The organism is Candidatus Nitrosopumilus sp. bin_6a (genome assembly GCF_054095695.1).
Genome location: NZ_JBSWSR010000003.1, coordinates 1 through 22,499, shown reverse-complemented (window position 1 = coordinate 22,499; position 22,499 = coordinate 1). Strand labels below are relative to the sequence as shown.

The 22,499-nt window shown below is 34.7% G+C and carries 30 protein-coding genes, 2 tRNA genes and 1 pseudogene; 14 read left to right on the top strand and 19 right to left on the bottom strand.

Translation table 11 applies throughout. The features are described from left to right. Positions 1–3 precede the first annotated feature (3 nt). Entirely contained in the window at positions 4–1,530 is a 1,527-nt protein-coding gene (locus ACW9XA_RS04050) for a 4-hydroxyphenylacetate 3-hydroxylase family protein (RefSeq protein ID WP_457763111.1), read from the top strand. Between the two features lie 191 nt (positions 1,531–1,721). Here ACW9XA_RS04050 and ACW9XA_RS04045 read toward each other — a convergent pair whose 3' ends face one another. Further along, complete coding sequence (locus ACW9XA_RS04045) at positions 1,722–2,498, bottom strand: signal peptidase I (protein ID WP_457763110.1); 777 nt, start codon at positions 2,496–2,498, stop codon at positions 1,722–1,724. Between the two features lie 43 nt (positions 2,499–2,541). Further along, complete coding sequence (locus ACW9XA_RS04040) at positions 2,542–3,285, bottom strand: hypothetical protein (protein ID WP_457763109.1); 744 nt, start codon at positions 3,283–3,285, stop codon at positions 2,542–2,544. 115 nt (positions 3,286–3,400) lie between these two features. On the opposite strand from ACW9XA_RS04040, the gene trxA (ACW9XA_RS04035) reads away from it, so the two are divergent. Together trxA (ACW9XA_RS04035) and ACW9XA_RS04030 are read left to right on the top strand one after the other, a co-directional pair. Continuing rightward, positions 3,401–3,727, top strand: coding sequence for a thioredoxin (gene trxA / locus ACW9XA_RS04035; RefSeq protein WP_179361089.1), 327 nt, complete (start codon positions 3,401–3,403; stop codon positions 3,725–3,727). Between the two features lie 67 nt (positions 3,728–3,794). Next, positions 3,795–4,328, top strand: a complete 534-nt coding sequence (locus tag ACW9XA_RS04030; protein ID WP_457763108.1) for a zinc ribbon domain-containing protein — start codon at positions 3,795–3,797, stop codon at positions 4,326–4,328. 24 nt (positions 4,329–4,352) lie between these two features. Here ACW9XA_RS04030 and ACW9XA_RS04025 read toward each other — a convergent pair whose 3' ends face one another. Next, positions 4,353–4,712 (bottom strand): zinc ribbon domain-containing protein, encoded by a 360-nt coding sequence (locus tag ACW9XA_RS04025; RefSeq protein WP_300327056.1) that lies wholly within the window; start codon positions 4,710–4,712, stop codon positions 4,353–4,355. 44 nt (positions 4,713–4,756) lie between these two features. Beyond that, a tRNA-Ala gene (locus ACW9XA_RS04020) sits at positions 4,757–4,828 on the bottom strand. Positions 4,829–5,101: 273 nt separating this feature from the next. Here ACW9XA_RS04020 and ACW9XA_RS04015 point away from each other — a divergent pair. From ACW9XA_RS04015 to ACW9XA_RS04005, 3 genes are read left to right on the top strand one after another with little or no spacing between them, the layout of a single operon-like run. Then, the gene (locus ACW9XA_RS04015; protein ID WP_457763107.1) at positions 5,102–6,505 is read left to right on the top strand and encodes a dihydroorotase; all 1,404 of its coding nucleotides are present in this window, start codon (positions 5,102–5,104) and stop codon (positions 6,503–6,505) included. Between the two features lie 53 nt (positions 6,506–6,558). Next, on the top strand, positions 6,559–7,479 hold the full coding sequence (locus ACW9XA_RS04010) for a hypothetical protein (RefSeq protein WP_457763106.1): 921 nt from the start codon (positions 6,559–6,561) through the stop codon (positions 7,477–7,479). Positions 7,480–7,539: 60 nt separating this feature from the next. Further along, entirely contained in the window at positions 7,540–8,205 is a 666-nt protein-coding gene (locus tag ACW9XA_RS04005; protein WP_457763105.1) for a protein-L-isoaspartate(D-aspartate) O-methyltransferase, read from the top strand. 8 nt (positions 8,206–8,213) lie between these two features. Here ACW9XA_RS04005 and ACW9XA_RS04000 read toward each other — a convergent pair whose 3' ends face one another. Together ACW9XA_RS04000 and ACW9XA_RS03995 are read right to left on the bottom strand one after the other, a co-directional pair. Further along, on the bottom strand, positions 8,214–9,044 hold the full coding sequence (locus ACW9XA_RS04000; protein ID WP_457763104.1) for an MEMO1 family protein: 831 nt from the start codon (positions 9,042–9,044) through the stop codon (positions 8,214–8,216). 21 nt (positions 9,045–9,065) lie between these two features. After that, complete coding sequence (locus tag ACW9XA_RS03995) at positions 9,066–9,686, bottom strand: TIGR00296 family protein (RefSeq protein ID WP_457763103.1); 621 nt, start codon at positions 9,684–9,686, stop codon at positions 9,066–9,068. A gap of 34 nt (positions 9,687–9,720) precedes the next feature. Here ACW9XA_RS03995 and amrS point away from each other — a divergent pair, with 34 nt between their 5' ends. Continuing rightward, positions 9,721–10,791 (top strand): AmmeMemoRadiSam system radical SAM enzyme, encoded by a 1,071-nt coding sequence (amrS, locus tag ACW9XA_RS03990; protein WP_457763102.1) that lies wholly within the window; start codon positions 9,721–9,723, stop codon positions 10,789–10,791. 19 nt (positions 10,792–10,810) lie between these two features. Here amrS and ACW9XA_RS03985 read toward each other — a convergent pair whose 3' ends face one another. Next, a complete protein-coding gene (locus ACW9XA_RS03985; RefSeq protein WP_457763101.1) occupies positions 10,811–11,284 on the bottom strand; it encodes an Hsp20/alpha crystallin family protein in 474 nt (157 codons plus the stop codon). Positions 11,285–11,597: 313 nt separating this feature from the next. Between ACW9XA_RS03985 and ACW9XA_RS03980 the strand changes: the two genes are divergently transcribed. Continuing rightward, positions 11,598–12,260, top strand: coding sequence for a hypothetical protein (locus tag ACW9XA_RS03980; protein ID WP_457763100.1), 663 nt, complete (start codon positions 11,598–11,600; stop codon positions 12,258–12,260). A gap of 43 nt (positions 12,261–12,303) precedes the next feature. Here the strand turns inward: ACW9XA_RS03980 and rpiA are convergent, their stop codons facing one another. From rpiA to ACW9XA_RS03945, 7 genes are all read right to left on the bottom strand, one after another. After that, on the bottom strand, positions 12,304–12,978 hold the full coding sequence (rpiA, locus tag ACW9XA_RS03975) for a ribose-5-phosphate isomerase RpiA (protein WP_457763099.1): 675 nt from the start codon (positions 12,976–12,978) through the stop codon (positions 12,304–12,306). Next, a complete protein-coding gene (locus ACW9XA_RS03970; protein WP_457763098.1) occupies positions 12,979–13,929 on the bottom strand; it encodes a hypothetical protein in 951 nt (316 codons plus the stop codon). It abuts the gene before it with no gap. Then, positions 13,930–14,097 (bottom strand): 50S ribosomal protein L37e, encoded by a 168-nt coding sequence (locus ACW9XA_RS03965; RefSeq protein WP_014964369.1) that lies wholly within the window; start codon positions 14,095–14,097, stop codon positions 13,930–13,932. Positions 14,098–14,107: 10 nt separating this feature from the next. Then, positions 14,108–14,344, bottom strand: coding sequence for an LSm family protein (locus ACW9XA_RS03960; RefSeq protein WP_014964370.1), 237 nt, complete (start codon positions 14,342–14,344; stop codon positions 14,108–14,110). A gap of 58 nt (positions 14,345–14,402) precedes the next feature. Then, complete coding sequence (locus tag ACW9XA_RS03955) at positions 14,403–15,125, bottom strand: creatininase family protein (protein WP_457763097.1); 723 nt, start codon at positions 15,123–15,125, stop codon at positions 14,403–14,405. Between the two features lie 9 nt (positions 15,126–15,134). After that, positions 15,135–15,971 carry a formyltetrahydrofolate deformylase gene (locus ACW9XA_RS03950; protein ID WP_457763257.1) on the bottom strand — a complete coding sequence of 279 codons (837 nt, stop codon included), beginning with the start codon at positions 15,969–15,971 and terminating at the stop codon, positions 15,135–15,137. 55 nt (positions 15,972–16,026) lie between these two features. Then, a tRNA-Leu gene (locus ACW9XA_RS03945) sits at positions 16,027–16,111 on the bottom strand. A gap of 47 nt (positions 16,112–16,158) precedes the next feature. Here ACW9XA_RS03945 and glmM point away from each other — a divergent pair. From glmM to infB, 6 genes are all read left to right on the top strand, one after another. Continuing rightward, complete coding sequence (gene glmM, locus ACW9XA_RS03940) at positions 16,159–17,505, top strand: phosphoglucosamine mutase (RefSeq protein ID WP_457763096.1); 1,347 nt, start codon at positions 16,159–16,161, stop codon at positions 17,503–17,505. Positions 17,506–17,567: 62 nt separating this feature from the next. Beyond that, positions 17,568–17,954 carry a 50S ribosomal protein L7Ae gene (gene rpl7ae, locus ACW9XA_RS03935; protein WP_300326928.1) on the top strand — a complete coding sequence of 129 codons (387 nt, stop codon included), beginning with the start codon at positions 17,568–17,570 and terminating at the stop codon, positions 17,952–17,954. Then, a complete protein-coding gene (locus ACW9XA_RS03930) occupies positions 17,951–18,163 on the top strand; it encodes a 30S ribosomal protein S28e (RefSeq protein WP_457763095.1) in 213 nt (70 codons plus the stop codon). Before rpl7ae ends, ACW9XA_RS03930 begins: the two co-directional genes overlap by 4 nt. A gap of 8 nt (positions 18,164–18,171) precedes the next feature. Next, on the top strand, positions 18,172–18,372 hold the full coding sequence (locus tag ACW9XA_RS03925; RefSeq protein WP_014964376.1) for a 50S ribosomal protein L24e: 201 nt from the start codon (positions 18,172–18,174) through the stop codon (positions 18,370–18,372). A 2-nt stretch (positions 18,373–18,374) separates the two neighbouring features. Continuing rightward, positions 18,375–18,776, top strand: coding sequence for a nucleoside-diphosphate kinase (ndk, locus tag ACW9XA_RS03920; RefSeq protein ID WP_457763094.1), 402 nt, complete (start codon positions 18,375–18,377; stop codon positions 18,774–18,776). Positions 18,777–18,782: 6 nt separating this feature from the next. After that, positions 18,783–20,564: a translation initiation factor IF-2 gene (gene infB, locus ACW9XA_RS03915; protein WP_457763093.1), complete on the top strand. Its 1,782-nt coding sequence runs from the start codon at positions 18,783–18,785 to the stop codon at positions 20,562–20,564. A 35-nt stretch (positions 20,565–20,599) separates the two neighbouring features. On the opposite strand, the gene ACW9XA_RS03910 is transcribed toward infB, so the two are convergent. From ACW9XA_RS03910 to ACW9XA_RS03890, 5 genes and pseudogenes are all read right to left on the bottom strand, one after another. Then, positions 20,600–21,016 carry a hypothetical protein gene (locus tag ACW9XA_RS03910; protein ID WP_457763092.1) on the bottom strand — a complete coding sequence of 139 codons (417 nt, stop codon included), beginning with the start codon at positions 21,014–21,016 and terminating at the stop codon, positions 20,600–20,602. A 60-nt stretch (positions 21,017–21,076) separates the two neighbouring features. Then, positions 21,077–21,328: a hypothetical protein gene (locus ACW9XA_RS03905; RefSeq protein ID WP_457763091.1), complete on the bottom strand. Its 252-nt coding sequence runs from the start codon at positions 21,326–21,328 to the stop codon at positions 21,077–21,079. A gap of 68 nt (positions 21,329–21,396) precedes the next feature. Next, a complete protein-coding gene (trxA, locus tag ACW9XA_RS03900; RefSeq protein WP_457763090.1) occupies positions 21,397–21,798 on the bottom strand; it encodes a thioredoxin in 402 nt (133 codons plus the stop codon). A gap of 31 nt (positions 21,799–21,829) precedes the next feature. Beyond that, positions 21,830–21,997: a hypothetical protein gene (locus ACW9XA_RS03895; RefSeq protein WP_457763089.1), complete on the bottom strand. Its 168-nt coding sequence runs from the start codon at positions 21,995–21,997 to the stop codon at positions 21,830–21,832. Positions 21,998–22,045: 48 nt separating this feature from the next. Then, positions 22,046–22,499: pseudogene (locus ACW9XA_RS03890) on the bottom strand (hypothetical protein); the annotation flags it as partial.

Genomic DNA, 22,499 nt, shown 5'->3' with positions numbered 1-22,499 from the left:
TACATGACTGATGGCGCTAAGTCAATTGTAACAGGTGATGATTACATTGAAAGTCTTAGAGGTCGCGATCTTAAAATTTACCTCTTTGGAGAATTAGTAGAAAATTATGTTGATCATCCAATTATTAGACCTTCAATTAATGCTGTTGCTGAAACTTATGATTTGGCAGTTCGTGAAGAAGCACTTGCATCAGCTAACTCATCACTATCTGGATTGAAAATTAATCGATTTTTACATATTGTAGAAAGTGCAGAAGATTTAGTTTTACAAAATAAAATGCAGAGAAAACTAGGACAAAATACTGGAACATGTTTCCAAAGATGTGTTGGGATGGATGCAATGAATGCATTACATTCTACTACATTTGAAATTGATGAAAAACATGGAACTGATTATCATAAACGATTCTTAGAATTTGTAAAGATGGTTCAGAAAGAAAATTTTGTGATTGGAGGTGCTATGACTGATCCTAAAGGTGATAGAAGTAAAGGGCCCTCAGAACAAGAAGATCCTGATCTCTTTACTAGAATTGTAAAAACCGATGAAAATGGAGTCTATGTTTCAGGTGCAAAAGCACACCAAACTGGATGTATCAACTCTCACTGGATAATTTTGATGCCAACTATTAGACTAACTGAAGAAGATAAAGACTGGGCTATTGTTGGAGCAATTCCTGCAGATGCAAAAGGTGTTACTTACATTTACGGTAGACAATCTTGTGACACAAGAAGCATGGAGGAGGGTGATATTGATGATGGTAATGCAAAATTTGGTGGACAAGAAGCTTTGATAATTTTAGATAATGTGTTTATTCCATGGGATAAGGTCTTCATGAACGGTGAATATGAATTTGCATCAATGCTTGTAGAGAGATTCACATGTTATCACAGACGTAGTTATGTATGTAAAACTGGTCTTGGTGATGTGTTAATTGGGGCAGCTGCAACTATTGCAGATTACAACGGTGTTCCAAAGGTATCTCACATTAAAGACAAAATTATTGAAATGACTCATCTCAATGAAACAATCTTTGCTGCAGGTATTGCATCATCTCATCAAGGACAGAAAATGAAATCTGGTGTTTATCTAAATGATGACATGCTTGCCCAAGTTTGTAAACACAATGTAACTAGATTTCCTTATGAAATCAGCAGATTAGCACAAGACATTGCAGGTGGATTAGTAGTTACATTACCATCTGAAAAAGACTTTAGACATCCAGAAGCTGGACCACTACTCAAAAAATACCTTGCTGGAAGAAAAGGTGTTGATGTTGAAAACAGAATGAGAATTTTAAGATTAATTGAAAATATGACCCTTGGAAGAAATGCAGTTGGATATCTTACAGAATCCATGCATGGTGCAGGTTCACCACAGGCACAAAGAATCCAAATCCAAAGACAGATGCAAATTGGTTACAAAAAGAATTTGGCAAAAAATCTGGCTGGAATTAAAAATGATATTGAAGAACCAAAAGAAAACTCTGATTACTTTAAGCGAGTCTTTAAAACAAAAGATTCTGTTTTATAACACTGGTTTTATTTTCAACTTTACAAAAAATTGTTAGTATTAGATAAGGTGTACTACTCTTGAAACTTATGATTTATCAGGATTATTTTTTAATGATTTTGACACAATGATACTACCAAACAAACAGGACGATCTATTGCACTTTTCATATGTGCATAATGTGAACCTGTTTGTCTGAAAAATTCTAAAAACTAGTATTCTTTTTCTTTCTTCTTTGGATTTTCATCTTTTTTCTTGGAATCTATTTGTTCTTCTTCAATAGATTCTTCAATGTCTTTTAATTTATCTTCAATATCGGATGTTTTTGCTAAGTCTTCAGGCCCTTCATCAGAATTTTTTTTTTCTATCTTTTCTTCAACATGCTCTGAATATTCTGAATCTTTTTCAATTTTATCAAGATCTGATAATTCTTCAATAGTATCTGGATTTTCTGAATTTAATGGATCTGTAAACGAAAGCTCTTTCTCACTCTTCTTTTTTAAGAACTGTTTTACGACCATGATTCCCACAACTATTGCAATAATTGCATAATTAATTGGAGGTTTCAGTAACTGTGTAACATATCCTACTTGTGGAAGTGTATATGCTACTTTTCCTATGTATTCTTCTTCTGTAATTGGAAAGTCAGTTCCAGGAATTGATGCAGGATTTGCATCTCCTTGGGTTCTAATTGTTTTAGGATCTTCTTGAATAATTGATGCGACTCTATGCACAATAACTCTGTTATGATCAGATGGACGATTAAAAACAATAATGTCTCCTACTTCGATATCTTCAAAGGGCTCATGACCCTGAACAATTAAGACATCATAAACTTGTAAAACTGGAATCATGCTTCCACTTGCAACAACATAAAATGGGTTCTGAGTTCCAAATGCAACTTGTAGACCAATCCATATTACTAAAACTCCGACACCGACAATTATGATGTCTTTGATAACTCCTTTTGGTACTGATCTTTTTGCCAATTATATTATCGCCTTTAGTACCATTGATTAAATTTACTGACTATCAGATCTTATTTCCACATTCTTCACAGAATTTGGAACCTTCTTTATTTCCAAATCCACAGTTGGAGCATTTTCCTGGTTGAGGTGCAGCCTCTTGAGGTTTTCCTAAAAGAACTACTTCCCCAATCTTTTTGATACTACTCCAAGGTATACTACCTTCAGTGCCATCATCTTTAGTAATTACGAGAACCATTGATTGAGTAGAATCAATTCCAACTTGTTTTGCAGTTCCTATCTTGTTTGCATTTTCATCAAATACTATTTTTCCTTCAATTGAAGTAACCGAAGTTGCTGGACTTGGTTTAGTAACTGTCTCTTGTTGAGTTGTTGCAGGTTGTGCTACTTGTTGAGATATAGTTTCTGGCTGTGGTGTATTTTGAACTTGAGGTTCTAATGGTTTTGCACTTCCAACTTCTCCTGCTTCATCTTCTTTTTTGAAGTCTCTGTATTCTGCAATTGAAGCATTACATGAATTACAAATGTATTGACCTCGCTCTGCAAGAATTAGATTTTCTGCAACTTCCTCATTTGGATTTTCATATTCAATTTTTGGAGGACCTTCAAATTCTTTCTCACAAGTGTTGCAAAAGTGTTTAGTTATTTTATCTGGATCTAATCTTCCAATTGGTGCTAAAAACAGATCTGGACCACCTAGGTTTCCTTTCATTTGTTGTTCATCTGTAACAGTAGCCATTACATAGCCTCCAGATCCTCGTAATTTTTTAAGTCTAAGTTCTGAACTCATATCTCAGATTTACCAAAACGTCATTTAAGTATATATCAAAATTAATTTTACTACAAAAAATACGGTGTAAATTCTGGTGAACGTTTTTAGGTATGTGTAATAAAATAATGTTAGAATGGCTGTAACACAAATTTCAGATGCAAAATCATGGGAAGTAGATGTCATAAATTCTGACATTCCTGTATTTGTAGACTTTTGGGCCGAATGGTGTGGTCCATGTAGAATGGTAGGTCCAGTAGTTGAAGAACTGGCAGCTGACTATGATGGCAAAGTAAAATTTGTCAAGGTTAATGTTGATGAAGCCAATGAATTGGCATCAAAATACAATGTCTTTAGTATTCCAACTTTAATCCTATTAAACAAAGGTGAAATAGTTAGCCAACAAGTGGGTGCCGCATCTAAAGAATCATACCAAGGTATGATTGATAGAGCACTTGCATAATTCCAAACACACGTTTTTCTCTTTTTTGATCCTAAAGTAATTAATATTCCAAAAACAGAGTGAGATTATGTCATTTGGAGAAGTAGATACACTGAACATGCTCTTTGATAAACTACAGAGTTTGTTTGATGAGTCTCAAGGATACTATGAATCATTTCTAGATACAAATAACATGTACAAAAAAGGTCAACTTAGTGACAAAGAATTCTTTCAAAAATTAGGTGATTATACTGTTGCATATTCTGCATTGGAATTTTTAGCAATCAAAGTAATCTTTGAATTAAAAAAATCAATAGGGACTGGTTCTGGAAATACCCAATCTCCTGGTTTGATGCCTGGAATGGGTCAACCTGGAATGATGGCAGGTGGAATGGGACAACCACCAAGAGCTGGAACTGCACAAAATCCAATAGGAGGAGGCCCACCTGGAATTGTATCTGCAAAAGAAGCATTTGGAGATGTTGGAACATTACCCTCTCCTGATCCATCTTTAATGCCAAGACAAACAATGCCACCACAAAGTGGAAATGGATGTTCTTCATGTGGTGCTCCACTTAGAGCTGGTGCAAAGTTTTGTACAAAATGTGGCACTAAAGCATAAAACTAGTGATTAAAAATTATTTTTCTATTCTTGTGTTGTTCCACATTCAGGACAGAATTTTGCTGTAGCTGAAAGACTAGTGCCACATTCAGAACAAAACTTTCCACTTGAAATTTGTTCATTGTATGCATTTCCAACAAGAGCTGAACTTTTTACTGCGCCTGATGGTACATATGTTTCATCATCAATTAAGACCGGTTCAAAGTCTTGCTCTACCAAATATGTCATCATTCTTGGAATTCCTTTCCCTTCGTTTTTTGGATCTGGAACCGAATCTCCTAACCAAAAAGCAAATCTCATTAGAGTTAATTCTGGTGTAGAGAATGCTAAAGTATGCTTTGACATGTAATCTTGTGCAGCTTTTTTCCCGTCAAAACCTTCCATACTGATTCTATTTTTTTATTTATGTATAATAGTTTCTGGAAAAGTGGACCGGGAGGGAATCGCACCCTCGACATCCTCGTTGCGAACGAGGCATTATACTCCTAAACCACCGGCCCCAGAATATCTCTTTTCTGTTGTTCTTTTATTCATTTTCTCAAGAAAGTTGACTAAATTCTATATTTCACAGAAGCAATGATTGAGGCATACAGTAGTCTAGTCATTGAACAAACAATAGAGAAATTGCTTAAGAGGAATTCGTAGAAATCATTAGATTAAATCATCCTGACAATTTTAATACCTGTTTCCAAGTCAAAACAGGTTTTTCTGTATGAACTTAAGCATAATATTTGTCTCAACGCATAATAGCCTCAATTTCATAAAATTTACAGATGACTATTGATACTGTAATCACTGACTCACATGTTATCCTTCCTCAGGGAATGGTTGAGAAAAATATCTTAATTGATGAAGGAAAAATTGTAGGATTTACAACTGATACACCTGCATGTGATCATAAAATCAATGGGGCAGGACTAGTTTCGATTCCAGGACCAATTGACACTCATGTTCATTACGGAGTTTATTCTCCAATTAATGAAGCTGCAAAAACTGAGTCTCATGCTGCAGCAATAGGTGGTATTACTACAATGATGCGCATGTTAAGACTTGGTGATCCTTTCTCTAGTTCTTTACAGTCTCAACTTGATTCTGCATCTGAAAATCATTATGTTGATTATACAATACACGCTTCTGTCTTTACTACACAGCAAATCAATGAGATGAATCTGTGTGTTGAAAAGGGAATCACATCTTTTAAAATTTACATGAATCTTGGCGGTGAAGTTGGACATGTATACATGGATATGCCACCAAATTCCCAAAACCTTGTTGCAGCTCAAGTTGATGTTACAGATGAAATTGTCGAACAAACTGTAAAGACTGCAGCTGAGCTTGGTTGTCCTGTATTAGTTCATGCTGAAGACTATGAGTCATGTGGGTGTGGAATTAAAACCGCAAAAGAAAAACATCAGGATGGATTATCTGCATGGTCTTCTAGCCGTTCTCCTGAATTTGAAGCTAAAGCAATCAAAACAGTTTCAAAATTTGGCAGAGACTATGATTGTGTAATTTATTTTGTTCACATTGGTTCAGAACGTGCACTAAAACAAATTGAAGAAGAGAAAAAACTTGGAACAAAAATCTTCGTTGAAACATGTCCTCATTATCTGACGCTCTCTTATGAGAAACAATCTGGCTATCTTGCAAAGGTAATGCCTCCAATCAGGACAGAAAATGATCGAAAGGCTGTATGGGATGCACTATCTCACAACAAAATTGACACAATAGGCACTGATCATGTTGCAAATCAACTCAAACTCAAGTTAGGGGGAGATGATGTATGGAGTGCCCTAGCTGGATTCCCTGGAATAGGCACGGTAATTCCTATTTTGCTTAATGATGGTGTTAATCAAAATAGAATAACCTTGGAACAATTTGTACGATTTACCAGCCAAAATGCCGCTCAAATATTCGGGATGTATCCTCAAAAAGGAACATTGGAAAAAGATTCTGATGCAGATGTGGTCATGTTGGATTTGAAAAAAGAAAAAATTGTTACCTCAGATTTGTTTGGTAGCTTCTCTGATTATATTGTATATGAAGGAAGAAATCTAAAAGGATGGCCTGTAAAAACAATTGTTAGGGGAGAACTGGTCGCTGATAACTTTGAAGTGATTGGCAAACTTGGTCATGGTAAACTAGTTGAAAGAAAAATTAACTTGTTTTCAAAATAATTCACTTTGATTTTCACGATTACTTTTTAAGTGAAAAACTCTGATTGTTCATATTGCAACTAAAGTTTCTGTTTCTCTTAACTATGATTTTCACAATTACTATAAGTTCTACATATTTTGAAACGTCTCTTGCTCAAGAAATGTCTCCACATCAACAGTGGAAAAAATTTGCAGATCTTGATATGATCACTTGTAAACCTGGATATTTGTTGTTACAAAAAAGTAATGGAAATCCTTCATGTGTTATGCCATCAACATATTTGAAATTAGTTGATAGAGGGTATGGCCATCACAATCAACAATTTTTGGAAAAACATCCTGAAATGATGAATAATCTAAAAGATGCGATAGCATCAAACAAGAATATGATGTTTCATTGGCATGAAATGATGCAAAATGATTCTACCCTGGTAAGTAATACAATGGTTGATTGGGTATCTCAAATGCATGGTAATCCTGAATTATTAAAAAATATGTTAGGTCCTATGACTAGTGATCCCGAATTACGTGAAAAAATGATTCAAATCATGAAAAATCACTCACATATGGAAACAATGATGAAACAGAATTCAAAATGGATGGATTCAGTCCATGATTCAATGATGGGTTCTGGAATGGGACAAGGAATGCATCATTCTCAATGTGCTTGGTGCCCTGATTATGAAGAACATTCTATTTCACATTCAATGAATTCTGACAAAATTGATTCACACTTTATGGGGTTTTCAAATTCTAATAGAATGATGGATATGATGCATCACATGTGGATTAATCCTGAAATGGTTCAAGATATGCATACTATGATGCTTGAAGATCCTTCCCACATGGCAATGATGTCCAATCAATTGATGGAACCCATGCTAAATGCAGTAATGGATGATCCAATGTTAAGAGATCAAATGATGGAATTAATGTTAGAACATCAAGATTTCATGAATACAATTAGACATGATAATCCTGATTCAGAAAACTAATCTAAAATCAAAAATGAAAACACACCAAGTGTTTTAATTATAAAAAAGACATTATACTAGATGGGAAAATTTCAAACTGAAAAAAAATATCACACTGCAATAAATGATTTAATTATTCATCTGAAAAATTCAAAATTTCTAACTGATGATCGTGTAGAATCTGCATTAAGAAACATTCCAAGACATGAATTTGTTCCAAAATCAGAACTAGATTATGCATATAACAACGAACCTCTCCCAATCATGAAGAATCAAACCATTTCTCAACCTGGAGTTGTTGCAAGAATGACAGAATGGTTGGATGTAAAAGATGGACAAAAAATTTTAGAAATTGGCACTGGTTCAGGCTGGCAGAGTGCAATTCTTTCTTACTTGGTAGGAAAGGGAGATGTTTATTCTATTGAGCGACATCCAGAACTAGTAAGATTCGCACAAGAAAATCTGAAAAAACTAAACATTGACAACGTACATGTAATTTTAGGCGATGGCAGTCTTGGATATTCTGAAGCATCGCCCTATGATAGAATCATAATAACTGCTGCGTGTTCTGAAATTCCTATGCCTTTACTTGATCAACTAAAGGAAAATGGGCTCATAATTGCACCTGTTGGTGATTCTTCCCAGTCATTAGTTTTGTTACAAAAAACCTCTCAAGGAATAGTTGAGATTAAAAATCATTCAAAATATGTTTTTGTTCCATTACATGGTAAATTTGGAAAAAAGTAAACACAGTTTTAAACAAATTTGATAGATCCATAACCTACAACTGATTCTGTATCTCCTGATACATCACCACTTGTTGCATAACTTAGTAGTTCGCCTTTTTTTGCGCCGAGATTTTTACATGCAATCATCGTTGATGCAATTGCACCATATCCACATGCAGTTACTTTTCTTTCATTTAATACTTGATAGAATCTTTCTAAATTCATTTCTAAAATTGGTTCTATCAATGCTTTGTCTTGTTGATGTGCAAAAGAATTTTCCTCATAATGTGTAAAATCTGATGATGCAACAATTATTGCATTTTTCTTTTCTACAATTCTTGAAACTGCATTTCCAACATCTATTGCAGTACTCATGTTTTGTGATCGTAAAATTATGGGAAGAATCTGAAAATCATTTGAAAGAATTTCTTGCAACATTGGAATTTGTACTTCTAAACTATGATCTTGGGAATGAGAATACTCGTCAATTTCAATGAAATTTGATATTTCAACTATCTCTTTTGCGGAATCTGAATCCACTTGAACCATTCCCAAAGGAGTTTTCCATTGTGCATCTGTCATTGTGGCTACGTCTTTCCCTACTCCAAAATGATTCGGTCCAATAATGATTACAAGTTTTGGATTTTGTGATGCAATTGATTTGTAAGAATGACATGCAGTAGGACCTGAATAGATATATCCTGCGTGAGGGCAAACTATTCCAAAAATTTTTTCATTTGATGTACTAGGCTTGCTACCTGGGCCATATTCATGTTCAATACACTGTTTTATCATATTCCTCAACTCTGTGCTTGTTCCAGGGTAAAACTGCCCTGCAACTACTGGCTCTCTGATCATTGCCTTGTTTTGTTTATTATTTTATAAAAAATCATCAGATGATTCTCTGATGATGTTTCCATTAGGCGTCTCTTCTTTGAAAATTACACCTTCAAATTTTGAGATTTTAGTATCCATATCTTTCCATGCCTCTTTGTCTAGTCCAGCTTTCTGGCATGTGTATTCAAGAAATTCTTCAACATTCCAACCATATTCAGTTGGAACCTGTGGTAATAGCAAACCTGACGAGCATGAATTCTCTACAATCAATCCATCTCTACCGACTTTAATCTCTTTGAGATAATCCTTGAACTGTTCTACTTTGATTTCAACAGGCGGAGTAAGAACTGTGACTTCAAAAGTAATCTTGTCTATTTCATCAGAACTCACTGGGCTAAATCGTGTATCTTGAGTCGCAGCAGATATTGCAGCATCAATTAATCCGTCAGATAATTTTTTTACTGGAATTGGATATCCTATACATCCTCTTAACGAATCTTGTTTGTTTAATGTAACAAATACACCTGAACTAAAATTAAATTTGGAATTAAATTCATCATCATCAATCTTTGAATTATTTTTTAAAAATTCTGTAACTGCTCTTCGAGCAAATTTTACTAGTTCTTCTCCATCAGCATCAGAAAATTTCTTTGATTCCCTCATACTTGTTAAATATGTTAAAACACAATAAAAAACATTGACGGAAATACTGGGAAAAGAAGCAGAACTTTATGAGACATTGCCTAATGATAAGGTAAAATGTACTGCTTGTGCTAGATATTGTGAGATTGGCAAAGGCCAAATCGGTTTATGTGGAATTAGAGGAAATGAAAATGGTAAACTGCAACTATATGCGTATGGTAAAGTAATTTCAGGCCACGTTGACCCTATTGAAAAAAAACCACTAATTCACTATTATCCTGGCAGTAAGGTGTACTCTATTGCAACAACTGGATGCAATTGGCTCTGCAGATATTGTCAAAATTCTGATATCAGCCAGCGTAGAACAGTTGAGGGAATTGATATGACTCCTGATGATGTTGCAAATACTGCAGTCAAATATGGCGCACATGGAATTGCATACACCTACAATGAACCATCTATCTTCATCGAGTTTGCACGTGATTGTGGACTAGCTGCAAGAAAAAAAGGACTGTTCAATGTTTTTGTCTCAAATGGATATGATACTCCTGAATCAGTTTCAATGATGAATGAATTTCTTGATGGAATTACTGTCGATTTTAAGGGAAATGCGGAAAAAGAATTTACTAGAAAATTTATTGGAGTCCCTGATCCACAGCCAATCTTTGACACTCTATTAGAAATTAGGGATAAAACAAAAATCCATGTAGAAATTACTAACTTGATCGTACCCAAAGTAGGTGATGATTTAGAACATGCAAGAAAACTTTCAAAATTCATTTATGATGAATTTGGGCCTGAAATGCCAATTCATTTTTTGAGATTTCACCCTGATTATAAAATGATGGAGTATCCTAGTACTCCTGTTGAAACTTTGGAAAAACACTATCAAGTTGCAAAGGATGTTGGGTTAAAGTATGTGTATTTAGGAAATGTTCCTGGCCACAAATGGGAGCATACGTATTGTTCTGAATGCAATAAGATAGTTGTTAATCGTTATGGATTCAGCATTAGAGAATGGCATCTTGATAAGAAAAATTGCTGTGAGTATTGTGGAAATAAAATCCCCATAGAGGACAAATTACAAGAAGGTTACAAACAAGATCGTTTTCAGTTTGTTTCTTAGTAAAAAATCAAAAAAAAAATCACTGTACTTTTACAGGTTTTTTCTTTTGTGGAGTAGTTGGCTTATTCTTTGGAAGAGTAACATCTAAAACTCCATCAGTAAGTTTTGCTTTTACTTTTCCAGGAATTACTTTTTCAGATAATGGTATGGTCTGATAATATGACATACTGTGTCTTTCTTTTCGTAAGTAATTCTTTTTCTTCTCTTCCTCCTTATGTTCACCAGTCACTTCAATTGAATTGTCTGTTACATTGAGATTGATTTCATTTTTTTTCAATCCAGGCATATTCATCTTCATTCTAAACTGGTTCCCTTCATCAATTATGTCACATCCAGTTTCATGCAATTTTGGAAATGGTGAAAAATCTATTCTTGGAAATGAAGAAAATGATTTTTCTAAATCTTTTCTAAAATTATCAAAAACACTGTCAAATTCAGAAAAACTTGACTTTGCTGGTGTTGATGCAACTTTTTTTACAGGTTTTTTTGCCATGCAAATAATAAGTCATAAATTATTTCAATGATTGCCTTATTCTCAGAATTGACAACATCCGATTTATTTTTCAAGGAATTTTACAATAATAAGTCATGGTAGGTGACAATTTCTGTCATTGTGGCTCTTGTGGTCATGAAAAAATTGATGAATGTTATTCTAAACAATGTGGTTGTTGCCTAACTGATCATCAAGGTCCGTTTGATAAGAATAGATAATTAAAAATTAAACTTTCTATCTATACTGAATATTCTTAATTTCAAACTTGAGAAAGATAAGTGTTAATTTATATGATTTTTTTCTATTATTCACAATGAAAACAAAGTACTTTTCTTTGGTAGTTGTTGCAATTATCCTTTCAATGGTAATGATTGTTCCATCTGATATGACTCAAACTGCTGATGCCGCAAAAGCAACAGGGGTAAAAAATCAACAGTATGGACAAGCAACAAGTAACAAAGTTTGTGGTGACAGACTATGTACCGCAGAAGACTTTACAAAAGAAGGAACAAAAAAAGAGATTGCTCCAACTGGAAAATCTTCCATCAGTTCCAATTTTGCTATGAGCAAAATGGAACGTCTCTTCGAACTTCATAGAGTTCAACTTTTATCAGCATGGGATTCGATGTCTGATTCAGAAAAATCTCACATGTTGAAGATGCTTGATGAAATGTATGAGAAGATGCAGTCCATGAGTTTTGCTGATCACATGCAACACATGTCAAAGATGATGGATGGAAAACATGACATGAAATTCATGCATGATAAAAGTGGATGCTCCTGTGGAGATGGTGAACACGGATGCTCCTGTGGAGATGGTGAACACGGATGCTCCTGTGGAGATGGTGAACACGGATGCTCCTGTGGAGATGGTGAACACGGATGCTCCTGTGGAGATGGTGAAGAAGGATGTTCTTGTTCCGAAGATGGAATTTGTAATTGTGGTACAGGCTGTACTTGTGCAGCATGTAACTAATCAAATAATTCCAAAAATCTAATTTTTTCTTTTTTTACTTTGACTAAATGATTTCAAATCTGCCGTTTTCTTTGGCCTTGTAAATCACATCAGGCTTTCTAAGAAATATTCCTGATTCTAAGACTCCTGGAGTCTGTTTTATCTTTTGAGTAAGTACTTTAGGATTCTTTATTGTTCCAAAATCACAATCCAAAATTATGTTTCCATTTTCTGTAAAGAACGGATATCCTCTATCAAGTGAGCGAACCTGAGATTCCCCTCCTAGTTTTTTAATTGATTTTATAACAGAGTTTCTTGCAAGTGGATGGATTTCTACTGGAACCGTTCTTGTGAAATTTTTTACAAACTTTGTCTTGTCTGCCATCACTACAACTTTTTTTGCAAGACTAAACAAAATATTTTCTCTTAGCAATGCACCACCACCACCTTTGATTACATATTTTTGTGAATCAATTTGGTCTGCTCCATCAAATACCACATCAATGTGTTGCACTTGATCAGCTTCCACCAAAGGAATACCCCCATCTTCTGCAATTAATTTAATTTGTAACGATGTTGGAACTCCTCTAATGTTGTATCCTTTTAGTTTGATTAATTTTGCAAGCGATTTTACAAGTGCAGTTGCTGCACGACCACTACCTAATCCTATAACATAATCATCTTTTACAAATTTTAATGCATCATTTGATAATGCCTTAATGGCATCATCATATGTCAATTATTCTACCTCTGCTTGATCCAGTTTTGATAACACTTTCATGATGTCGCCTTTGATTTTGTCTAAATCATCTGCATCATCATCAAAGTCATCATCTAATGTAACTGGTTTTTCTTTTATTGGTTCTGGAAGTGCCTTGTGCTCATTAATTTTCGCAACTTCTTTTTTAATGTCAGGTTTTGACTCTAGTTTAGTTTCAGGTTTTGTTACTGATTGGACGATCTCAATTTTATCTTCAACTTTTGGCTTTGGTTGTATAATTTCTTGAATGATTTCTTCTTTTGGCTTGATTGTCTCTGTTGGGATTATTCTTGCTTGCGGCATTGGTTTTACAACTTGTTTTGTCTCTTCAAACAATGGGAACTTTGGCTCTTTTCTTGGAATATTTGTAAGAGTTGTTAATTCAAATGATTGTCTTGATCTTGTTGGTGGAATCTCAATTGGTTCCATCTTGTTTTCTTTTGGTTTATCAAAGTTGAATATTTCAGATACTCTCTGTTTTGTTTCTTGTTTTACTTCAGGATCTTTTACTTTTGGTGTCTCAACATTGGTACTTACCATCTTTGATGACAATTCATACAATCTATCATCTAGTTTTGATAATTTTTGATCCATTAATGTAATCAAACCATCACCAACTGGACCCAAGTCTGGATGATTGCTTGCTTGCTCGAGTTTTTCTAATTTAGCTAATACAATTCCTAATTGGTGTTGATATTTTAGTAACAACTTGTCTTTCTGAATTTTAGAAAATTCAGAATCTGCTTGGTATAATCTTGAAATGGTTTTAGTTAGAATATCTTTTTCAATTTTCAATGAACTGATTTGACTTTTGATGTGTGAGCTAGCTCCGAGACTGAGCAATTGATTTTTGTCTCTTGGCATTTTACGTACGGCAGCAGCTGTAGCTACGCCTGCTAATGAACTAAGAATTAAAACAATTTCTTGCATCTATGTATACCATTTAATCCAGGAATACTTTCTGCGTTTAGCCTCTGGGAATCCACAACTGGCACATTCATGGTGACGTTTGTGAAGTGAGTTCTTACCACATCTTCGACATCTAATGTGAACTTTCTTCTTTGTAAAACCACCCATAGAAGTTGTACCTTTAGTCATTGCAAATCACCTAATTCTGTGCTGGTGGAGGAGATATCATTACGACATTGTCTCCTCTAACTACAATGCTTCCGAGGCTTTTAGAATCGCCTTCAGCAGGAATTTCCTCTGAAGAATCGAGTAGCAGGTTCATGTGTTGGTCAAAACCCAGAAGATTGCCTCTAATGGTCTTGTTTCCTTTGAGTTTTATCAATACGACTTGATTGATACTCTCATCCAATACTTTTACTGCCATATCAACGGACATCAATAATCACTTATTGACTAGGATATCGAGGCGTTATATTAAATTTCCATTGGTGAAACTATGAGCTATGCCCAGTAAGGCAAGTTTGACACTTTTTTCCAAGGTTTTTGATGATTTCATCTAAAATCACTTGTCCTTCTTTCTTTGTGGCTTTTGTAGGATCTCCCCAAATTCCATTTTTGGTAGCTTTAGGAAATGATTGATTTGCCAGTTTTCCTATCTTTGCAATCTGTTGCTTTGTCATTCCATCTGTGATTAGTCCTTTTTTTGCCAAATTCATTTTGACATTTTTTGAAATAGCCAACATTAGAGATGTCTCTACAAATCCTGCATGATCAAATTCTCTTTTCATAAAATGCCAATATGATAATGGAAATACCTGCTGTTTGTTTTTTGAGATTTCCTTGAGTTTTACATCTAAATTCTTTATTGGTTTTAGATTTCCATGATGCCCATTTATTATGAAAACTTTTTTGATGTTGTTTGATAATAATGACAAGCACAAATCTGTTAGAACAGTACGTAGTGTTGATTCTCTTACACTCAAATTAAAAAACGGTGCATGCTCATATGAAACACCATAATTTAATGTAGGAAGTAAAAGATATCCATATTTCTCAGAAATTCTTTTTGCAACCTCAGTTACAATGTCTGAGTCAGTTGATATTGGTAAATGTGGACCATGTTGTTCTATTGAGCCTACAGGTATTATTGCAACTTGTTTTTTCTTTGATATTGCTTTTCTAAGAATTGGATCAAATTGAGTTTTGATATCTGTCATCTAATTCACTTATTTGATGTGAACTTTTCTCCAGCGAACTTCGAGTTTATTTTCCAAGTGCATCTTCATTGCTTTGAGTAATGTGTCTGCTTCTAGATTTTGTCCTTTTGTTTTTATTTTTTCTAATGTATCATTTGGATCTACTTTGAATGAATCTTGGAAAATTATTGGTCCTTGATCAAGGTTTTCTGTAACATAGTGTGATGTAACCCCTACAATCTTTGTACCTCTCTCATAAGCTTGTGCATAAGCTAGGGCTCCTGGAAATGCAGGAAGCAATGATGGATGGATGTTAATTATTCTATTTGGGTATCTCCAAACAAAGTTAGGACTAAGAATTCTCATGTATCTTGCAAGTGAAATTAAATCAATGTTGTATTGTTTACAAATTTTAATGATCTTCTCTTCTGCTTTATCTTGAATCTTTTCTTCTATTGCAACAAAAGGAATCTTTGCTTTTTTTGCTAGTGGTTCTAGTGTTTTTTCCGTACCTATAATTACTGAAATTTTTCCTTTCAATGATTTTGCATTTGCAATGATTGTTTCAAGGCACAGTGGCTCTTTGGTTACTAGAACAGCAATATTTTTCTGTGAATTTGTTTCGTGATGTGTACTGACATCCATTTTTTCCTTTTTAGCAAGACTTTGAATGTCTGAATCAAATTTTTTGACGTCGATTGTTTTTGAAAAAGATACTTCTAGATACATGCCGAAAAGACTCTTGATTACATTTTGATTTACTTTCTCAATGTTTCCGCCTTTGGAGAATGCAAAATTTGTAAACGTAGCTACAATTCCCTCTCTATCTTTTCCTACTACTGTAATACCAACCACTGTCTTTTTCATGACTTTGTTTGCTGAGGATTTTCTCATTATTAATCATTCACAGAAATCAAAATAATGCGGGAGGTGGGATTTGAACCCACGAAATCCTGAGATATAGGGTCCTAAGCCCTACGCCTTTGACCAGGCTGGGCGACTCCCGCAACGGATTAGCCATTAAACACAAATTTATCTATTATTGCACAATAATGTGGCAAAATTTTTTGGAACAAATGGAATTCGTGGAGTCTTTGATGAAGATTTCACATTAGAGTTTGTTCATGATATGACACTTGCAATTGGAACATATTTTCAAAAAGGACCGGTGTTAATTGGATATGATGGACGAGAATCAAGTCCTGTTATATGTAAGGTTGTGAGTTCTGCTCTTAATTCACTAGGAATTGATTGCAATGTTGCAGGACTAGTACCAACTCCTTGTTTAGAATTTGCAGTAAAGAGATTGGGATATTCTGGAGGAATTATGATTACTGCATCTCACAACCCTCCACAATACAATGGCATCAAACCTTGCGCTAAAGACGGTGTAGAGATCTCACGTGAAGATGAATTAGTAATTGAGGAAATCTATTTACAAAAAAACTGGCTAAAATCTAATTCATGGGGAATTGCTGGAACCGAAAATCATGCAATTGAAGTATATCTTAAAGGAATTATTTCACATATTGATTCTAAATTAATAGAATCTAGACATTTCAAAGTTGTTTTAGATTTGGGTAATGGTGCACAAGCAGTATCTGCACCTAACTTTTGTGAAATACTTGGATGTGAAACATTTTTAGTAAATCCTAACATCGATGGTACATTTCCAGGACGTGGATCAGAGCCAACACCACAAAATCTTTCTGAACTTTCAAAAGCTGTGCAAAAACATAACGCAGATGTAGGAATTGCATTTGATGGCGATGGAGACAGAAGTATTTTCTGTGATAACAATGGAAATATCTTGACTGGAGATAAGTCTGCACTAGTACTTACACAACATATTCTAAAGAAAAATCCAAATTCTTTAGTTGTAACTTGTTTGAATTCTGGTTCTAACATTGAAGTTTTAGCTGAGAAATTTAATTCCAAAGTTATTAGAACCAAAGTGGGAAGTGTTGAAGTCTCAAGAAAAATGGTTCCAACTGGTGCATTAATTGGATTTGAAGAAAATGGTGGTTACATGTTTGGAAAACATAATCAAGTTAGAGATGGTTGCATGACTTTGGCATTGATGCTTGACTTGTTAGCAACATCTGAAAGATCTCTTGCTGAAGAGATTGATAATTTACCTCCTTCTTTTACCACCAAAGACAAAGTCGCATGTCCTGCTCAAAAAGTCCCTGTCTTGATTGTCGCCCTAAACGAGGAATTTCCAAATGCTGACACTTCTGATGGAATCAAGATAACAGTTGATCCCAAAAACTGGGTAATGATTAGACCCAGTGGAACAGAACCTATTGTTAGAGTCTATGCAGAAGCTGAAAGTCAAGAGAAATTGGATGCTTTGATGTCTGAATATCTTGAAAAAGTCAATTCAATAATTTCCAGATAACACTTTTAAAACCAAACGCAACGATGGATAGAATGGAGAATGAACCCCTAGGGTGACGAAGTATGGGAAAATCATATTATGTTAAATTTGAGACGCCAGAAGACCTCGTAAATCCAATCTTAGAAGCCGTTAGAGTAGCATCAACTAGCGGTAAAGTCAAGAAAGGAACCAACGAAGCAACAAAGGCAATTGAACGTGGTACTAGTAAACTAATTGTAATCGCTGAAGATGTTGAACCACCAGAGGTAGTTGCCCATCTTCCAATTCTATGTGAAGAACAAGGTGCAGCATACGCATTTGTTCCAAGCAAACAGGAATTAGGCAAATCTTTAGGTATTGATATTACTTCAGCCGCTGCAGCAATTTTGGATGCAGGTGATGCACAACACATTGTAGACCAAGTTGTATCATCCATCGCTAAAATTAAAGGCGGTAAGACCCAAGAATGAGTCAAAACGCTGAAGAAGTAGTTCAATCTGAAATTATTCAAATTGTTGGTAGAACTGGCATTGCCGGTGAAGTTATTCAAGTTAGAGTTAAAGTTCTTACTGGTAAGGATAAAGGAAGAATTCTTACAAGAAACGTCAAAGGTTCTATTAGAACAGGAGAAATCCTAATGCTAAGAGAAACTGAAAGAGAAGCAAAGAAAATCAAATAGGTGTTTAGATGAGTCTTTTAGTTAAACCATGTAATTTCTGTGACAGACCTGTTGCAAAAGGATCTGGTACTATGCTTGCTAAAAATGACGGAACTGTATTATGGTTTTGTTCTGCAAAATGTAAAAAGAATGCACTAGTCTTAAAACGTGATCCAAGAAAGCTAAAATGGACAAAAAAATACGTCAAAGGCGGAATTAGAAAGAAGTAGAATTGACCGAACAATCATTATTCATTGTAAAACCAGATGCAGTAGCTAGAAATCTAGTTGGTGAAGTCATATCTAGATTTGAAAGAAAAGGCTTCAAACTTTTGAAATTAAAGATGTTTACATTTACTCAAGCACAAGCAGAAAATTTTTACGGTGTTCACAAAGACAAACCTTTCTTTGGTGAGTTGACATCATTTATCACATCTGGACCTGTAGTAGCTGCAATAATTGAAGGAAATAATGCAATTGCCACTACACGAATTATGATTGGTGCAACAAAATCATTTGAAGCAGATCCTGGTTCTATTAGAGGAGACTTTGGATTAGGGTTTAGTGAAAATATCATTCACGCATCAGATTCACAAGAAAGTTTTGATCACGAATCGAGGGTAGCATTTGAGTGATCTGATTTGCAAATTCGTCAGCCCATAGTGGCAGTTCTTGGTCACGTAGACTCTGGAAAAACCTCTCTTTTAGATAGAATTCGTGGCACAGGTGTTCAAGGCAGAGAAGCCGGTGGAATTACTCAGCATATAGGTGCAAGTTTTCTTCCAACTGAGACTATCAAAGAAATGTGTGGACCACTATACAAAAAACTAGAACAATCCGAAAACAAAGTTCCTGGAATTTTAGTTATTGATACACCAGGACACGAAGTATTCACAAATCTACGTTCCAGAGGTGGCTCTGCAGCAGATATTGCAATTCTAGTAGTTGATGTTAATCGTGGATTTCAACCACAAACAAATGAGAGTCTTAAAATTTTACAGAGTAGAAAAGTGCCATTTGTTGTTGCACTAAACAAATGTGATCAAATATCTGGATGGCGAAAGTCTGATACAAAATTTATTTCACAATCAATCAAAGAACAGGATGCATCAGTTCAAGCTGATCTAGATCAAAAAGTGTATGATGTTGTGGGAACATTGTCTATTCTGGGTTACAAGTCTGAGGCATTTTATCGTGTGCAGGATTTTAAATCAGAAATTGCCATAGTTCCAATATCTGCTCGCTCTGGTGTTGGGATTCCTGAATTACTCAGTGTTTTAGTCGGATTAACTCAACAATATCTCCAGAAAAGACTCAATCAAGAAGAAAAAGAACCACGTGGAATTGTTCTTGAAGTAAAAGATGAGATTGGGTTGGGACAAACTGCAAACATTATACTAATTGATGGAATCATCAAAAAAGAAAACAGTATTGTTGTTGCAAAACGTGACTCTGTAATTGTTACAAAACCCAAAGCACTTCTCTTGCCAAAACCTCTTGATGAAATGCGTGATCCTAGAGACAAGTTCAAACCTGTCCCTCAAGTGGAGGCAGCAGCTGGACTCAAAATAGCATCACCTGATCTTGAGGGAGTCCTTCCAGGAAGTACTTTGTATGTTGCAACAAATGCTGAAGAGATTGCCAAATACACTAAACTTATCGAATCTGAGATGCAATCTGTATTTGTTGACACAGAAACCAATGGAGTGATTCTAAAATGTGATACTATAGGCTCACTTGAGGCCATAATTGAGATGCTAAGGCGCTCACAGGTTCCTGTTGCAAAAGCAGACATTGGTCCAGTAACTAGACGAGATGTCATTGAAGCTAAAGCTATCAAAGAAAATGATAGACATTTGGGAGTTGTTTTGTCATTTAATGTCAAGGTGTTACCTGATGCAAAAGAAGAATCAGAAACAAATCACATCAAACTATTTGAAGACAAAGTAATCTATAGCTTAATTGACAACTATAATGCTTGGGTTGAAGAAGACTCTGCAAATGAAGAAGATGCAATGTTCTCAGAACTCACACCAATATCTAAATTCACATTCATGAAGGGAATGGTGTTTAGAAATAACAATCCTGCAGTATTTGGAGTTCGTATTGATGTTGGAAATCTAAAACATAAGATTCCATTTATGAATATGAAAGGACACAAGGTCGGATATATTCACCAACTACAACTAGACAAAAAGACTGTATCTTCTGCAAAGGCAGGAGATGAGGTTGCATGTTCTGTCAAAGATGTTACAATTGGAAGACAAATCTTTGAAGAAGAAGTATTCTACACATTCCCACCATCACATGAAGCAAAACAAATTTTGAAAAAATTCATGCACAAGCTTAGTCCTGAAGAACAAGAAGTGTTCAATGATATAGTTAGAATTCAAAGAGAGATTGAACCCATCTATGGTTATTAGATTAAAAAAAGAAAAAAAGATTTTGATGTGATTTTTTATGGTAGTGGATCTTCTGGTGCTGGATCAACAGCATCTAATGCTGCTGTTCTAACATCACATTCTGCTCTTACAACGTTTTCATCATTGTTTACTTCATCACGAAAATCTTGAGCACCATTGACATCTTCATGATTTTGATGACCATTCCATCCATTCTCACTAATGTGAATTACTGAATAATGGGCTGGAATTATCTCTCCAGTTGGCAAACCTGTATCCGGATCTATTACTTCTTCATCATCTTCGAAGTGGCAAACCCAAATTTTGTCTGCTTTAACTGCCATTGCTGGTGAAAGAGCACTCATTCCTAAAATTACTGCAAACATTGCGATTGCAGCAACAGTGTATGTTGTTTTCATTACATAATCATATGATACAGTAATGATATCCTTGATGCTGTATACTCTGAACAAATTTTACAAAACAAAATGAGAATAAATGAAACAAAAAGATTCTAAATGAAAAAAATGATTCTAATCGAAATCATATCCCAATTGTGATTTCCTCATTGACTCTTTCATCTCAGAAGATCCATTTGATGCTCTTTTATTGATTCTAGATAAAACTCTGTTTGGAATCTCGTCTCCATACTCTGATCGTAAATGCTTCATTAAACTGGTACGTACTCTTCCAAATCTTTGCTTGTCTGAAATTATTGCATCTTCGCATTCAAGTTCAGATAATGCCTGCTTATCCAAATTGTCTTTCTTTTCTACCTTTTTCATTATTTTACTTTAGAAAAATTTCAATGAAATATTGTTAGTTGTTCAATTTGAACTACAAAAAAATTGTCTTATTTAGAATGTTTTTTGCAGATCATATGAATTCCAGGAGCTCCTACTGCTCCCATCATTTTATCTACTATCTGTCCAGACTTGAACATGATAAACGTCGGAATTGATTGTACCGCAAATCTCATTGAGATATTTTGGTTTTGATCAACATTAACTCTTGCAAATTTTACATTTGGATATTTTTTTGACAAGTTTTCAAATACAGGATGCATGGATTTACATGGTCCACACCATTCAGCCCAAAAATCTACTAGTGTTGGATTATCTTGAGATATTGTTTTGTCAAAGTTAGATTCGTTCAAATCTATGATTCCAGGCTCAATTTTAGGTTCTGGCTTTGGTTTGAGCATTTCTTCCATTTTTCTTTGCATAATTTTTGCAATTTCTGGATCTTCAGACAATACGTATTGATTCTATTTTCTACTAAAAAATCTATGTCGATGATGATGAATGTTGTTCATCAGCTGATTTTACAGGAATTGATTCAAATCTACGTGAGTTACAAATAGGACACTGATCAATGTATTTTGTAAAGCTTACCGAGGTATATGCAATTCCGCAATCCCCGCAAATTCTAAGATTTCTACTTAATTTTCCCATTTATTATGTTCAAATAGTATTGTGATTAAAACTTAACTTTACAATTGATTACCAAAATTTCCACCATGGTTTTTCTTTTACTTTGTTTTTACCAATAATTTCACAAACTTTTCCCACTAATTCTGTTCCTTCACCACATTGACCGTATTCTATTTCATCAAAAATTGTGCATATCTCTCCCACTAATCTTGTTCCTTCACCACATTGACCAAAATCTGGTTCTTTTACTTTTGGCTCATCTAATCCTACTGCCTCATAAATTGTCATTTCTGGATAGTTTTCATCAAACCATTTCTTGTATGTTGTTTCTTTAGAGTATCTATCGATATAGTATTGTGGATCCAAATTTGGATCTACAAATGGTGCCAATGTTTTTGGCTCATCTAATCCTACTGCTTGGTAAATAGAATCATACTGTGAATAGTTTTCATCAAACCATTTCTTATAATTTGCCTCATTGTTGTATCTGTCAACATAGCTTTGTGGATCCTTTGCTGTATCT

What these genes read in the sequence shown, in the direction of transcription:
- ACW9XA_RS04005 (WP_457763105.1), top strand. Translation starts at nt 7,540, where the DNA reads ATGGGAAAATTTCAAACTGAAAAAAAATATCACACTGCAATAAATGAT.
- ACW9XA_RS03950 (WP_457763257.1), bottom strand. Translation starts at nt 15,971, where the DNA reads ATGAAAAAGACAGTGGTTGGTATTACAGTAGTAGGAAAAGATAGAGAG.
- ACW9XA_RS04040 (WP_457763109.1), bottom strand. Translation starts at nt 3,285, where the DNA reads ATGAGTTCAGAACTTAGACTTAAAAAATTACGAGGATCTGGAGGCTAT.
- ACW9XA_RS04050 (WP_457763111.1), top strand. Translation starts at nt 4, where the DNA reads ATGACTGATGGCGCTAAGTCAATTGTAACAGGTGATGATTACATTGAA.
- ACW9XA_RS03930 (WP_457763095.1), top strand. Translation starts at nt 17,951, where the DNA reads ATGAGTCAAAACGCTGAAGAAGTAGTTCAATCTGAAATTATTCAAATT.
- ACW9XA_RS03955 (WP_457763097.1), bottom strand. Translation starts at nt 15,125, where the DNA reads ATGACAGATATCAAAACTCAATTTGATCCAATTCTTAGAAAAGCAATA.
- ACW9XA_RS04015 (WP_457763107.1), top strand. Translation starts at nt 5,102, where the DNA reads ATGACTATTGATACTGTAATCACTGACTCACATGTTATCCTTCCTCAG.
- ACW9XA_RS04025 (WP_300327056.1), bottom strand. Translation starts at nt 4,712, where the DNA reads ATGGAAGGTTTTGACGGGAAAAAAGCTGCACAAGATTACATGTCAAAG.
- ACW9XA_RS04030 (WP_457763108.1), top strand. Translation starts at nt 3,795, where the DNA reads ATGTCATTTGGAGAAGTAGATACACTGAACATGCTCTTTGATAAACTA.
- ACW9XA_RS03895 (WP_457763089.1), bottom strand. Translation starts at nt 21,997, where the DNA reads ATGGGAAAATTAAGTAGAAATCTTAGAATTTGCGGGGATTGCGGAATT.
- rpl7ae (WP_300326928.1), top strand. Translation starts at nt 17,568, where the DNA reads ATGGGAAAATCATATTATGTTAAATTTGAGACGCCAGAAGACCTCGTA.
- ACW9XA_RS03925 (WP_014964376.1), top strand. Translation starts at nt 18,172, where the DNA reads ATGAGTCTTTTAGTTAAACCATGTAATTTCTGTGACAGACCTGTTGCA.
- ACW9XA_RS03905 (WP_457763091.1), bottom strand. Translation starts at nt 21,328, where the DNA reads ATGAAAAAGGTAGAAAAGAAAGACAATTTGGATAAGCAGGCATTATCT.
- trxA (WP_179361089.1), top strand. Translation starts at nt 3,401, where the DNA reads ATGGCTGTAACACAAATTTCAGATGCAAAATCATGGGAAGTAGATGTC.
- ACW9XA_RS03970 (WP_457763098.1), bottom strand. Translation starts at nt 13,929, where the DNA reads ATGCAAGAAATTGTTTTAATTCTTAGTTCATTAGCAGGCGTAGCTACA.
- ACW9XA_RS03995 (WP_457763103.1), bottom strand. Translation starts at nt 9,686, where the DNA reads ATGAGGGAATCAAAGAAATTTTCTGATGCTGATGGAGAAGAACTAGTA.
- ACW9XA_RS03985 (WP_457763101.1), bottom strand. Translation starts at nt 11,284, where the DNA reads ATGGCAAAAAAACCTGTAAAAAAAGTTGCATCAACACCAGCAAAGTCA.
- ACW9XA_RS04000 (WP_457763104.1), bottom strand. Translation starts at nt 9,044, where the DNA reads ATGATCAGAGAGCCAGTAGTTGCAGGGCAGTTTTACCCTGGAACAAGC.
- ACW9XA_RS03960 (WP_014964370.1), bottom strand. Translation starts at nt 14,344, where the DNA reads ATGTCCGTTGATATGGCAGTAAAAGTATTGGATGAGAGTATCAATCAA.
- ACW9XA_RS03965 (WP_014964369.1), bottom strand. Translation starts at nt 14,097, where the DNA reads ATGACTAAAGGTACAACTTCTATGGGTGGTTTTACAAAGAAGAAAGTT.
- ACW9XA_RS03980 (WP_457763100.1), top strand. Translation starts at nt 11,598, where the DNA reads ATGAAAACAAAGTACTTTTCTTTGGTAGTTGTTGCAATTATCCTTTCA.